The sequence below is a fragment of the Micromonospora echinofusca genome, assembly GCF_900091445.1.
In the GTDB taxonomy this organism is placed as follows: Bacteria; Actinomycetota; Actinomycetes; order Mycobacteriales; family Micromonosporaceae; genus Micromonospora; species Micromonospora echinofusca.
Window position 1 is genome coordinate 110,865 of the sequence record NZ_LT607733.1, and the last position, 12,733, is coordinate 123,597.

12 protein-coding genes are annotated in these 12,733 nt (G+C 73.0%); 3 read left to right on the plus strand and 9 right to left on the minus strand.

The genetic code is table 11. The features are described from left to right. Nucleotides 1-16: 16 nt before the first annotated feature. Nucleotides 17-808 (plus strand): EI24 domain-containing protein, encoded by a 792-nt coding sequence (locus GA0070610_RS00550; RefSeq protein ID WP_088998199.1) that lies wholly within the window; start codon nucleotides 17-19, stop codon nucleotides 806-808. A gap of 5 nt (nucleotides 809-813) precedes the next feature. On the opposite strand, the gene GA0070610_RS00555 is transcribed toward GA0070610_RS00550, so the two are convergent. The 7 genes from GA0070610_RS00555 to GA0070610_RS00585 form a co-directional block, all read right to left on the minus strand. Next, nucleotides 814-1,725: a GNAT family N-acetyltransferase gene (locus GA0070610_RS00555; RefSeq protein WP_231925862.1), complete on the minus strand. Its 912-nt coding sequence runs from the start codon at nucleotides 1,723-1,725 to the stop codon at nucleotides 814-816. A gap of 56 nt (nucleotides 1,726-1,781) precedes the next feature. Next, a complete protein-coding gene (locus GA0070610_RS00560) occupies nucleotides 1,782-2,786 on the minus strand; it encodes a LacI family DNA-binding transcriptional regulator (RefSeq protein ID WP_088998200.1) in 1,005 nt (334 codons plus the stop codon). A gap of 19 nt (nucleotides 2,787-2,805) precedes the next feature. Further along, nucleotides 2,806-4,185, minus strand: coding sequence for a GH1 family beta-glucosidase (locus GA0070610_RS00565; protein ID WP_088998201.1), 1,380 nt, complete (start codon nucleotides 4,183-4,185; stop codon nucleotides 2,806-2,808). Then, nucleotides 4,182-5,015: a carbohydrate ABC transporter permease gene (locus GA0070610_RS00570; protein WP_088998202.1), complete on the minus strand. Its 834-nt coding sequence runs from the start codon at nucleotides 5,013-5,015 to the stop codon at nucleotides 4,182-4,184. Before GA0070610_RS00570 ends, GA0070610_RS00565 begins: the two co-directional genes overlap by 4 nt. Then, the gene (locus tag GA0070610_RS00575; RefSeq protein ID WP_088998203.1) at nucleotides 5,012-6,022 is read right to left on the minus strand and encodes a carbohydrate ABC transporter permease; all 1,011 of its coding nucleotides are present in this window, start codon (nucleotides 6,020-6,022) and stop codon (nucleotides 5,012-5,014) included. The genes GA0070610_RS00570 and GA0070610_RS00575 overlap by 4 nt, the downstream gene beginning before the upstream one ends. Nucleotides 6,023-6,098: 76 nt before the next feature. Next, on the minus strand, nucleotides 6,099-7,400 hold the full coding sequence (locus GA0070610_RS00580) for an ABC transporter substrate-binding protein (RefSeq protein WP_088998204.1): 1,302 nt from the start codon (nucleotides 7,398-7,400) through the stop codon (nucleotides 6,099-6,101). Nucleotides 7,401-7,636: 236 nt separating this feature from the next. Then, nucleotides 7,637-8,398, minus strand: coding sequence for a maleylpyruvate isomerase family mycothiol-dependent enzyme (locus tag GA0070610_RS00585; RefSeq protein WP_088998205.1), 762 nt, complete (start codon nucleotides 8,396-8,398; stop codon nucleotides 7,637-7,639). 70 nt (nucleotides 8,399-8,468) lie between these two features. On the opposite strand from GA0070610_RS00585, the gene GA0070610_RS00590 reads away from it, so the two are divergent. Then, complete coding sequence (locus tag GA0070610_RS00590; protein ID WP_088998206.1) at nucleotides 8,469-9,560, plus strand: UDP-N-acetylmuramate dehydrogenase; 1,092 nt, start codon at nucleotides 8,469-8,471, stop codon at nucleotides 9,558-9,560. Here GA0070610_RS00590 and GA0070610_RS00595 read toward each other — a convergent pair. Together GA0070610_RS00595 and GA0070610_RS00600 are read right to left on the minus strand one after the other, a co-directional pair. Beyond that, nucleotides 9,544-10,368, minus strand: coding sequence for a class I SAM-dependent methyltransferase (locus tag GA0070610_RS00595; protein ID WP_088998207.1), 825 nt, complete (start codon nucleotides 10,366-10,368; stop codon nucleotides 9,544-9,546). The two genes, GA0070610_RS00590 and GA0070610_RS00595, sit on opposite strands and share 17 nt — an antisense overlap. Nucleotides 10,369-10,391: 23 nt before the next feature. Next, nucleotides 10,392-11,153, minus strand: a complete 762-nt coding sequence (locus GA0070610_RS00600; RefSeq protein WP_088998208.1) for an SDR family NAD(P)-dependent oxidoreductase — start codon at nucleotides 11,151-11,153, stop codon at nucleotides 10,392-10,394. Nucleotides 11,154-11,333: 180 nt separating this feature from the next. On the opposite strand from GA0070610_RS00600, the gene mshA reads away from it, so the two are divergent. Further along, nucleotides 11,334-12,698 carry a D-inositol-3-phosphate glycosyltransferase gene (gene mshA, locus GA0070610_RS00605; RefSeq protein ID WP_088998209.1) on the plus strand — a complete coding sequence of 455 codons (1,365 nt, stop codon included), beginning with the start codon at nucleotides 11,334-11,336 and terminating at the stop codon, nucleotides 12,696-12,698. Nucleotides 12,699-12,733: the final 35 nt, after the last annotated feature.

Consider the following 12,733-nt stretch of genomic DNA (forward strand, 5'->3'; position numbering starts at 1 on the left):
CGTAGGCTCTGCGGTCGTGAACGCACCCCGCATCGCCGCGCCCGTGGCCGGCGCCGCCAGCCGGTTCTTCGCCGGCGTGGGCCTGCTCCTGCGCGGCCTCGGCCTCTACGTCCGCAGCCCCGGGCTGATGCTGCTCGGCGTCATCCCGGCGTTGATCTCGGGCGCGCTCTTCGTGACCGCGTTCGCCACCCTGGCGTACTTCGTCGAGGATCTGGCCGCACTGGTCACCCCGTTCGCCGACGACTGGTCGACCACCTCGCGCAGCCTCGTCCGCGTGATCGCCGGGCTGGCCTTCCTCGGCCTCGGCGGCCTGCTCGCGGTGGTCAGCTTCACGGCCGTCACCCTCGTCATCGGCGACCCGTTCTACGAGAGGATCTCCGAGCGGGTCGAGGAGCGCCTCGGCGGCACCCCCAACGCGGTCGACGTGCCGTTCTGGCCGTCGCTGCGGCGCAGCATCGCCGACTCGCTGCGGCTGGTGGGCCTGTCGATCCTCTTCGGCATCCCGCTCTTCGCCGCCGGCTTCATTCCGGTGGTCGGCCAGACCGTGGTGCCGGTGATCGGGGCGGCGGTCGGCGGCTGGCTGCTCGCCGTCGAGCTGGTCGGGGCCCCCTTCTACCGGCGCGGGATGCGGCTGCCGGACCGGCGGGCACACCTCAAGGCGAACCGGCCGACCACGCTCGGCTTCGGGGTGGCGGTCTTCGTCTGCTTCCTGATCCCGCTCGGCGCGGTGATCGTCATGCCGGCCGCCGTCGCCGGGGCGACCCTGCTGGCCCGCCGCTCGCTCGGTCAGTCCGTCACGGAGGGCTGAGACGGTCAGGCGAGCTCGTGCAGGCACGACCAGCTCGAACCGACCGGGCGGTAGCCGAGCCCGACGTTGACCGCCAGCATCGGCGCGTTCGCCTCGTCGTTCGAGGTGTAGGCGACGCGTACCCCGCCGGCGGCGGCGCGGTGCAGCGCCGCCGTCTTGACCAGGCGGGCCAGCCCGCGCCCCCGGTGCGTCGGGAGCGTGCCGGTGTAGTCCGACCACATCCGGTCGCCGTCGCGCTTGACGAGGCTGAACGCCACGATCTCGTCGCCGACCTCGGCCACGGTGCTGGCCGCGCGGTCCAGGCCCAGGTTGTCCCAGACCTCGGAGTACCAGTTCTCGTAGCTGATCGAGTCGGCGGGAACGTCGCCGGGTTCGTCCGCCGCCGTCGCCACCTCGGCCCGGTGGACCCGGCGCGGGTCGAGGTCGGTCAGCGGGAGCAGGCGTACGCCCGGCGGCGGTTGCGGCATCGGCGGGGCCGGCCGCAGGTCCAGCGCCGAGTAGCGCAGCTCCCGGCTCGGCGTGAAGCCGTGCCGGCGGGCGAACGGCAGCGACTCCGGCAGCGCCCAGGTGCGCACCGTACGCGCCCCGATGTCCCGCAGGTGCCCCAGCGCGGCGGTCAGCAGCGCGGTGCCGGCGCCCCGACCCCGGTGCTCCGGGTGCACGTGCAGGGTGGCGACCTCCCCGACGTCCGCCTGCGAGGTCTGGGCGTTGCGGTACGCCGACACCCAGCCGACCACCGTGCCGTCCACCTCGACGACGTACGCGGCCCAGTCCTCGTCGGGCGGGGGCTGGGCGATCATGCGCCGGGTCGACTCGACGCCACGTACCAGGTAGGGGTGGACCAGCGCGCGCAGCGCCACCACGGCGGGCGCGTCGTCGGGGTGGGCGGCGCGGATCAGCCGGGTCGGTGGGGTCACGGCGGCGACGCTACCGCCGGACCCCCGCGCGGCTCGACCGGTTATCCGCCGGCCGGTCAGGCGGACTCGCGGACGATCAGTTCGGTGGGGAGCACCACGGATTCGATGGCCTCGCCGGCGGCCAGCCGCAGCAGCAGCCGGGTCATCTGCCGGCCCAGCTGCACGATCGGCTGGCGGACGGTGGTCAGCGGCGGCTCGGTGTACGCGGCCGTCTCGATGTCGTCGAAGCCGATCACCGCCACGTCGTCGGGCACCCGCCGCCCCGCCTCGCGCAGCGTCCGCAGGGCGGCGTGCGCCATCAGGTCGGAGGCGGCGAAGACCGCGTCCAGGTCGGGGTGCTCGGCGAGGAGCTGCCGCATCGCCGTCGCCCCCGACTCGCGGGTGAAGTCGCCGGTCGCCACCAGTTGCGGCAGCCCGGCCTCGGCGACGGTGTTCCGGTAGCCCGCGAGCCGTTCGATGCCGGCCACCATGTCCTGCGGGCCGGCGATGGTGGCGATGCGGCGGCGCCCGCCGTCCAGCAGGTGCCGCACCGCCGTGGCCACCCCGCCGACGTGGTCGACGTCGACGTAGGGCACGTCCGCGCCGTCGAGCGGCCGGCCGCTGCACACGACGGGGATGCCCAGCCGGGCGAGCCGGCCGGGCAACGGGTCCTCGCCGTGCAGCGAGGCGAAGAGCACCCCGTCGACGTGCCGGCCGGTCGTGTAGCGCTCGACCCGGTCGTGCCCGGCGGGGGAGCCGGCCAGCATCAGCACGAGCTGCTTGTCGGCCGCCTCCAGCTCCTGCGCCGCGCCCCGGATGATGCCGGGGAAGACCTGGTCGTCGGAGAAGACCCGGGTGGCGGCCTCCGGCAGCACCAGGGCGATCGAGTCGGTCCGCTGGGTGACCAGGCTGCGGGCGGCCAGGTTCGGCACGTACCCCAGCTCGGCCACCGCCCGGCGGACCGCCTCCCGGATCGGCTCGGCGACCGTCATGGAGCCGTTCACCACCCGGGACACGGTCGCCCGCGAGACCCCCGCCCGTCGGGCCACCGCCTCCAGCGTCGGCCGCTGCGCCGTCGTCATCCCCGTTACCACCGCCTCGTCACAGCCCGTTCCGGGAGATCACCTCCTGGTACCACCGGGCGCTGGACTTCGGTGTGCGTCGTTGCGTCAGGTAGTCGACGTGGATGATCCCGAATCGTCGACGGTAGCCCTCTGCCCACTCGAAGTTGTCCAACAACGACCATACGAGATAGCCCCGCAGGTCCACTCCCCGGGAGATCGCTTCGTGCACGGCGCGCAGGTGCCCGTCGAGGTAGGCGATCCGGTCCGCGTCCAGCACCTGCCCGGCGCCGCCGGTGTCGTCCGCGCTGGCCTTGTCGGGGAACGCCGCGCCGTTCTCGGTGACCATCAGCGGCACGCCGGGGTAGTCGGTGGCGATCCGTTCCAGCAGTCGGGTCAGCCCGGCTGGTTCGATCATCCAGCCCATGTCGGTGAGCGGCCCGGCCGGCGGTAGGAACTCCACCGCGCCCTCGGTGCCCGGGTAGGCGCTGCCGCCCGCGCCGTCCGGCCGGCCGGCGACGTAGGTGGGGGCGTAGTAGTTGACGCCGAGCAGGTCGATCGGGGCGGCGATCAGCTTCTCGTCGCCGTCGCGGATGAACGTCGGCTCGACGATGCGGGCCACGTGTTCCAGCACGTCGTCGGGGTACGCGGCGCGCAGCAGGGGATCGAGGAAGATCCGGTTGTGCAGGCCGTCGACCAGGCGGACCGCCGCTGCGTCCGCGGCGCTGTCCGCGTCGGCCGCGCGCACGTCGGCCGGGTTGACCGTGATCCCGACGGTCTTGGCGCCGGCGGCGCGCAGCGCGCGGGCCGCCAGGCCGTGCCCGAGCAGCAGATGGTGTACGGCGGCGAAGGCCGCCCCCGCGTCCTGCTCGCCGGGGGCGTGCACCCCGTTGCCGTAGCCGAGGTAGGACGAGCACCACGGCTCGTTGAGCGTGGTCCAGGTGGGGATCCGGTCGCCGAGGCGGGTGTGCACCGCCGTGGCGTACGTGGCGAAGTGCTCGGCGGTCTCCCGGTTGGTCCAGCCGCCCCGGTCCTGGAGGGCCTGCGGCAGGTCCCAGTGGTAGAGCGTGACGATGGGGTCGATGCCCCGGGCCAGCAGCGCGTCGGTCAGCCGGTCGTAGAAGTCCAGGCCGCGTGGGTTGACCGGGCCGGTGCCGTCCGGCTGGATCCGGGGCCAGGCCACCGAGAAGCGGTACGCCCGCAGCCCCAGCTCCGCCATCAGCGCCACGTCGTCGGCGTACCGGTGGTAGTGGTCGCAGGCCACGTCGCCGGTGTGCCCGTGGTGGACCTTGCCCGGCGTACGGCTGAAGGTGTCCCAGATCGACGGGCCGCGGCCGTCGTCGGTGGCCGCGCCCTCGATCTGGTACGCGGCGGTGGCCGCCCCCCAGACGAAGTTGTCGGGGAATCGCAGAGTGCTCACGCCTTGACCGCACCTTCCATGATGCCGCCGATGATCTGGCGGCCGAACAGGACGAAGACCAGCAACAACGGGAGGGTGGCGATGGCTGTCCCCGTGAACACCTGCGACATGTCCGTGTAGTACCCGTCGGACAGGGTGCGCAGGGCCAGCTGCACGGTCGGGTTCTCCGGGTCGTTGAGGACAGCGTACGGCCAGAGGAAGTCGTTCCAGGTCGTCATGAACGTGAGCAGCCCGAGTACGGCGGCGGCCGGGCGCAGCGCCGGCAGCACCACGTTCCAGTAGATCCGCGCCGTGTTGCAGCCGTCCACCCGGGCCGCCTCGATCAGCTCGTTGCTGACCGCCTGGCCGGCGTACTGCCGCATCATGAACACCCCGAAGCCGGTGACCAGCGCCGGCACGATCACGGCCGGCAGCCGGTCGTTCCAGTTCAGCTTCGTCATCAGCAGGTAGAGCGGGATGACGCCGAGCTGAGTGGGCACCATCATCGTCGCGATGATCACCATGAGCAGCGCGTTGCGCCCCCGGAACCGCAGCTTGGCGAAGGCGAACCCGGCCAGGGTGGAGAAGAAGACCACCGAGACCGTGACCGTGGTCGCCACGATCGCCGAGTTGACCAGGCCGGCGACGAAGTACGCGTCGGTGTTGTTGAGCAGCCGGGACACGTTCGCGCCGAAGTTGCCGCCGGGGGTGACCGGGGGCGGCAGCTGGCCCATGGCGTCGTTGGAGCGGCTCGCCACCACGAACATCCAGTAGATCGGGAAGATCGACAGGACCCCGGCGGCGATCAGCGCGGCGTAGGTGAGCCGGCTGGCGGCCCAGAGTCGGGTCATCGCGCTCCCTCCTTGGACTTCGCGTCCCCCTTCGGGGGCTTCGCGCCGCCGAGCCGGCGCAGGAGCAGCACGTTGATCGCCGCGACGACCGCGATCAGCGCGAAGAGCAGCCACGCCACCGCCGAGCCGTACCCGAAGTTGTAGTGGGGCGCGAAGGCGTTCTCGAACATGTACATGGTCACGGTCTGCGACTCCCGTAGCGTCCCGCCCCGGATCGGGTTGGTCCCGGAGTGGAACAGCCGGGGCTCGGTGAAGAGCTGGAGCCCGCCGATGGTGGAGATGATGACGGTGAAGATGATCGTCGGCTTGAGCAGCGGCACGGTGATCGACCAGAACTGCCGCGCCCGGCCGGCCCCGTCGATCGCGGCCGACTCGTACAGGTCGCGTGGGATGGCCTGCATCGCCGCCAGGAAGATCAGTGCGTTGTAGCCGGTCCACCGCCAGTCGACCATGGTGGAGATGGCCACCCAGGACGCGAACCGGTTCGACTTCCACGCGATCGCGTCGATGCCGACCAGGTCGAGCAGCCAGTTGACCATGCCGAACTCGCGACCGAAGAGCACCCCGAAGACGATCGCGACCGCGGCGGTCGAGGTGATGTTCGGGATCAGCACCGCCATCCGGAACGTCGTGCGGGCCCGCAGCTGCCGGTTGAGCAGGTTGGCCAGCCAGAGCGCGGCCAGCAGCTGCGGGATGGTGGAGATGACGAAGATGCCGAGGGTGTTGACGACCGCGTGCCAGAAGTCGGCGTCGGCCAGCAGCCGGCTGTAGTTCTCCAGCCCGACGAACGGGTGGTTGCTGCCGAGCAGGTCCCAGTCGTGCAGGGAGACCCAGAAGGTGTAGATCAGCGGATACGCCCCGAACACCCCGAAGAGCACGAAGAACGGGGCGATGAACAGGTAGGGCGAGTACTTCGTGTCGAGGCGGCTGAACCGCATCGCCGGCGGGCGCCGGCCGGTGCGGGGCGCCGGTGCGACCGGCGGACGCGCGTCGAGCTGGACGGTCATGCCCGGACCACTCCTTTCCCGGGTGCGGGCGGGACCGGCGCCCCCGGCGCCCGCCCGCCCGCATCCCCGGCTCGGGCTACTTGGCAGCGGCCTTCTTGGCGTTGTTGACCGCGTCCGTCCAGCCCTGGTCGGGCTTGCGCTGACCCAGCTCCACCGTCCGGACGGCGTTCTCGACCTCCGTGCGTACGGCCTGGTTCTTCGGTCCCATGTAGACGGGCTTCAGGGTCTTGGCGCCCTCGCCGAAGATCTGCCCGACGGGGGCGTCGGAGAAGTACGCGTTCTTGGCCTCGACGATCGCCGGGTCGGCCAGCGCCTGCGGCGAGGAGGGCAGCGGGCCCTTGGCCTTGAACGCCCCGATCTGGCCCTTGGCGCTGGTCAGGAACTTCGCCAGCTCGATCGCCTCGGCGCGGTGCTTGCTCTGGGTCGGTACGGCGAGCCACGACCCGCCCCAGTTGCCGCCGTTGCCGGGCACCCGGGCGATGTCCCACTTGCCCTTGGCCTCGGCGCCGGCGTTGCCCTCGATGACACCCGTCATCCAGGCCGGGCAGGCGATGGTGGCGAACTTGGCCTGCTTGAAGGCCGACACCCACTCCTCGGACCAGGAGCCGTACTTGCCGGAGAGGCCGGAGTCGACGATGTCCATCGTGGTGTCCCAGGCCTGGCGCACCGCCGGGTTGCTGTCCACCACCAGGTTGTCGCTGGTGTCGTAGTAGTGGTAGCCCTGCGCGTTGCCCGCCGTCTGGAGCACGATCGTGTTGAAGATGTTGGTCGCGGCGTCCAGGAACGCCGCGCCGGTGTTCTTCGCCTTGAACTGCTCACCGACCTTGATGTAGTCCTGCCAGGTCGGCCAGAGCTTCGAGACCGCCTCGCGGTCGGTGGGCAGGCCGGCCTTGGCGAAGAGGTCCTTGCGGTAGCACATGGCCATGCCGCCGACGTCGGTGCCCAGGCCGATCAGCTTGCCGTCCTTGGTCTTGCCGCCCTCCCACTTCCACTCCAGGAAGTTGCCCTGGAGTTCGGCGCCGCCGTGGTCGAGCAGGTTGACGAAGTTGTCGGGGTTGGCCTTGTACTCGACCATCAACCCCTCTTCGATGGCGACGACGTCGCCCGCGCCCTTGCCGGCGGCGAGCCACTGGGTCAGCTTCGGCGAGTAGTCGTCGAGGTTGGTGCCCGTGCCACGCTCGACGATCTTCACGTTCGGGTGGCTGGCCATGTATTCCTTGTAGAGCTCTTCGTAGCCGAACTGACTGAACACGTCGACGGTCAACGTGATCTTGCCGTCCTCGGCAGGTTCGTCGCCGGCGCAGCCGGCGGTGGCGAGCAGCGCGCCGGCGGCGACGAGGGCCACCGCCGCGAGGCGGCGGCGCGGAAAGACACCCATTTCGGTCGGACCCCTCTCAGGTCGTCTGAGGTGGTGAGGCAGGTGGTGGAGCAGAGCTGAGAGAGCGCTCTCACGACAGGGTGGTGGTTGGGTCCCGCCGGTGTCAAGAGAGCGCTCTCCGGAGTTCTGAGGGGTCGGACGCGAAGAGAGTGGCCGCCTGTGCCGGGCGGCCACTCTCTCAGGACGTGCGGTGGGACTGCGCGGAGCCCTCGGGGCCCGGCTCCGCGCGGCGGGGCTCAGCCGACGCGGAGGCCCTCCAGCAGGCTGCGGTCGCCGGCCACGTCGAGCGTGTCGAGGCCGAGCCGGCCCCAGAGCGCCAGCAGCAGGTCGCTCGCGGTGCCGCTCACCTGCGCCCGCGCGTGGTGGTCGTCGTGGTCGAAGATGGTGGCCGTGTCGAGCAGGGCCACACCCTCGCCGCGCAGCCGCAGGAACCACTCCTGACCGGCGTCGACGGCCGAGATCTGCACGACCCCGCGCCACTGGCCCGCCGTGCGGCGCCGGCCGGCCGGCAGCCAGGTGTCCAGGATCTCGCTCACCCCGTCGGCGGCGAGCTTCGCCTCGACCGGCTCGCCCGCCGCGATGGCGAGCTGGGCGTCCCAGCGGTGCACCGCGGTCTCGTGCGCCATCCGCCGCGGCCAGAAGCCCGCCCTCTTCGGCTGCGGCGCCCAGTTCCACGCCGGGGCCTCCGGGTCGAGGCCGTCGAAGAGGGCCATCAGCTGGTCGTACGCCTGCTGCCAGAGCTGGAGCGGGGCGACGCCGGGCTCCGGCTCGACCGGCTCGGACCTCCCCGGCGGCGGGGTGGTGGCGCCGGAGCCGGCGAACGAGTGCACCCAGCGGTAGATGGAGGTCAGGTGCAGCGTCAGGTCGGCGACGGTCCAGCCGGGACAGGACAGCACCGGTGTCTCCGGCGGCGCCTCCGCCACGGCTGCGGCGAACGCCGGGCCCTCCGCCCGGAGCGCTCCCATCCAGAAGTCCTTCGTGCCATGCAGTCTGCTCATCGCCATCCTCCCGGGGGTGACCGGGCCACCAGTGGGCGCCGCGGCTACCCCTCAGCCTAGGGTGAAAGGCGTGTCAGACGTCTACGCCCAGCCGACAACCGGAACCGAACCCGCCAAGACGTGCGACCTGGCGCGATACACGACGCTACGCCTGGGCGGTCCGGCCGGCCGCGTCGTCGCCGGCACCGACGCCGACGGGATCGTCCGGGAGGTGCGGCAGGCGGCCGAACGCGACGAGCAGGTCCTGCTCCTCGCCGGCGGCAGTAACGTCGTGATCGGCGACGCCGGTTTCCCCGGCACCGTGGTCCTGGTGCGCTCCCGGGGCCTGCGGGTCGTCGCCGAGGACGCCGACACCGTCACCGTACGCGTCGAGGCCGGCGAGCCCTGGGACGAGATGGTCGCCACCACCGTGGCCAACGGCTGGTCCGGCCTGGAGTGCCTCTCCGGCATCCCCGGCTCCACCGGCGCCACCCCCATCCAGAACGTCGGCGCGTACGGGCAGGAGGTCGCCGAGACCATCACCGGCGTGCAGGTCCACGACCGGGTCGACGGGACGGTCGGGCGCATCGCCGCCGCCGACTGCGGCTTCGCGTACCGCTCCAGCATCTTCAAGTACAGCGACCGCTGGGTGGTGCTCTCCGTCGACTTCCGGCTCGCCCGCTCGCCGCTGTCGGGGCCGGTGCGCTACGCGGAACTGGCCCGGGCGCTCGGCGTCCAGGTGGGGGAGCGGGTGCCGCTGGCCGACGCCCGGGCCACGGTCCTGCGGCTGCGCGCCGGCAAGGGCATGGTGCTCGACCCCGCCGACCCGGACACCCGCTCGGTCGGCTCGTTCTTCACCAACCCGGTGCTGGACGTCGCCGCGTACGAGCTGCTGCGCGAGCGCGCCGCCGACATCGGCGAGCCGCCCGCCTGGCCGGGCGCGGGTGACGTGGTGAAGGTCAGCGCGGCCTGGCTGATCGACAAGGCCGGCTTCGGCAAGGGCCACCCGGGGCCGGAGGGCGTCGCCATCTCCAGCAAGCACACCCTCGCCCTGACCAACCGCAGCGGCACCGCCAGCACCGCCTCCCTGGTCGAGCTGGCCCGGGAGATCCGCGACGGCGTGCACCACCGCTTCGGCGTCACCCTCCACCCGGAGCCGATCCTCATCAACTGCACCATCTGACCGACCCGCCGCCAGCGGGGGCGACCGCCGGCCAGGGGAGGGTCAGTTCGCCGTGGCGCCAGCGGCGGGGGCCGTCGAGGATCGGCCAGCCCGCCTCGCGGATCGCGGACACCGCGCGCAGCCAGCGTTGGCGGGGGCCGTACGGGGCGTAGCCGGCGGCGGCCTGCCAGGCGTCGTCGAGGGCGCGGATCAGGTCGTGGATCCGCTCGCCGGGGACGTTGCGGTGGATCAGCGCCTTGGGCAGCCGTTCCGCCAGCTCCGCCGGGGTGTCCAGGGTGGCGAGCTTCGCGGCCAGGGTGAGCGTACGGGGGCCGTCGGCGTCGATCAGCAGCCAGCCGCCGAGCCGCCCCAACTCGTCGCAGGTGCCCTCGACCAGCAGCCCGCCCGGGGTCAGCCCCGCGGTCATGGTGCGCCAGGCGTCGGCGACCTCGTGCTCGTCGTACTGGCGCAGCACGTTGAACGCGCGGACCAGGGCGGGGCGCAGCCCGGCCAGCTCGAACCCGCCCCGGGCGAAGGTGAGCCCGGGCGGGTCGGCGGACGGCTGGGCGGCGGCGACGCGTACCGGATCGATCTCCAGCCCGACGACCCGTACGTCGGGGCGGACGGCGGTGGCGAGCCGGGTACGCAGTTCGACGGCGGTCACCGGGCTGGCGCCGTAGCCGAGGTCCACCACCAGCGGGTCGGCCGCCCCGCGCAGCGCCTCGCCGCAGGTCTCGACGATCCAGTTGTCCACCCGGCGCAGCCGGTTGGGGTTCGTGGTGCCCCGGGTGACCACGCCCAGCGGCCGGTGCCGCGCCGTGCCCGCCATCGTCGGTGACCGTCCGGGCCGGCTCAGCCGACCCGGTGCACCTTGTGCTGGGCGGCCTGGGCCAGCGGGCGTACGACGAGTCGGTCCACGTTGACGTGCTGCGGGCGGGTCGCGCACCAGGCGACGCAGTCGGCGACGTCCTCGGCGACCAGCGGTTCGGCGACCCCGGCGTAGACCGCCGCCGCCCGCTCGGTGTCCCCGGCGAAGCGGACCAGACCGAACTCGTCGGTGCGGACCATGCCGGGGTCGATCTCGATGACGCGCACCGGTCGGCCGCAGAGTTCCAGCCGCAGCGTGCCGGCGATCGCCGTCTGCGCGTGCTTCGCGGCGGCGTAGCCGCCCCCGCCCTCGTACACGGTGAAGCCGGCGGTCGAGGAGACGACCACGATGGTGCCGGCCCCGGACGCCTCCAGCGCGGGCAGCAGCGCCTGGGTGACGCGCAGTGTGCCGAGCACGTTGACGTCGTACATCCACTGCCAGTCGCCCACGGACCCGGACTCGACCGGATCCAGGCCGCGCGCGCCGCCGGCGTTGTTGACCAGCAGCGTCACCGGGCCCAGGGCCGCCGCCGCGTCGGCCAGGCCGGCCACCGACTCGTCGGAGGTGACGTCGCAGGCAACGGCGGTGGCCGCGCCGCCGGCGCCCTCGATCTCGGCCACCAGGGCGGCCAACCGGTCGGTACGCCGCGCGGCGGCGAGCACGTGGAATCCCTCGGCGGCGAGGCGGCGGGCGGTGGCCGCCCCGATCCCGCTGGACGCTCCGGTGACGACGGCGACAGAGGTCATCCGGTCATTCTCCCCGCGCTGCCGGGACGAATGCCGGCGGCGCGGTGATGAGGTCCGTCACGCCTGGGGGTCGCCCCGGCGCATTAGGTGTGCCCGATGGGGAAGATGACATCGGCCGAGGACGTTGTCCGTTAAGCGCCGGGCGTGCCGACGGCATAAACCGTGACAAAGGGAGCGGACGTGGCGGAGTTGCACACCGGTGTGGGTCGTCAGCGCGGTGCGCGACCGTGGCCCCGCCCCCGGCGGATCGCGACGCTCTCGGTACACACCTCCCCTCTGCACCAGCCGGGCACCGGCGACGCAGGGGGGATGAACGTATACATCCTGGAAATCGCCCGCAGGCTGGCGGAGGCGGACGTCGAGGTGGAGATCTTCACCCGGGCCACCTCCGGCGACCTCCCCCCGGTGGTCGAGACGGCCCCGGGCGTGCACGTCCGGCACGTCCCGGCGGGGCCCCTGGAGGGGCTCACCAAGGAGGAACTGCCGGGGCAGCTCTGCGCGTTCACGGCGGGCGTGCTCCGCGCCGAGGCGGCCCGTCCGCCGGGCCACTACGACCTGATCCACTCCCACTACTGGCTCTCCGGGCAGGTCGGCTGGCTGGCCAAGGAGCGCTGGGGGGTGCCGTTGGTGCATACCGCGCACACCCTGGCGAAGGTCAAGAACGCCCAGCTCGCCGCCGGTGACCGACCCGAGCCGAAGGCGCGCGTCATCGGCGAGGAGCAGGTGGTCGCCGAGGCCGACCGGCTGGTCGCGAACACGACGGTCGAGGCCCGTGACCTGATCGACCGGTACGACGCCGACCCGGCCCGGGTCGCGGTGGTCGAGCCCGGCGTGGACCTGGACCGGTTCCGCCCGGCCCCCGGCGACCGCGAGCGCGTCGCTGCCGCCGCCCGCCGGCGCCTCGGACTGCCCGCCACCGGGTACGTGGTGGCCTTCGTCGGCCGCATCCAGCCGCTGAAGGCCCCGGACGTGCTCATCCGCGCGGTGGCCGCCCTGCGCGAGCGCGACCCGGGGCTCGCCGACGAGGTGACCGTGGTGATCTGCGGGGGCCCCAGCGGCAGCGGGCTGGACCGCCCGACCGCCCTGATGGAGCTGGCCGCCACGCTCGGCGTCGCCGACCGGGTGCGTTTCCTGCCCCCGCTCACCGGCGACGACCTGCCCGCCCTGTACCGGGCCGCCGACCTGGTCGCGGTGCCGTCGTACAACGAATCCTTCGGCCTGGTCGCGCTGGAGGCACAGGCCTGCGGTACGCCGGTGGTGGCCGCCGCCGTCGGTGGCCTCGTGACCGCCGTCCGGGACCAGGTCAGCGGCGTGCTCATCGACGGCCACGACCCGGCCGACTGGGCCCGTACGCTCGCTCGCCTGCTGCCGGCCCGGCTCCGCCGCGCCGAGCTGGCCCGGGGCGCCGCGCGGCACGCCCGCAACTTCTCCTGGCACCGCACCGCCTCCGGGCTGCTCACCGTCTACGGCGAGGCGATCGCCGCGCACCGGTCCCGGCTCGCCTCCGAGCTGGCCTGCGGGCCGGCGATGTCCTGCTCCTGGTGACCGACCGGGCCGGCCGCCGTCGCCCGGTGGCCCGG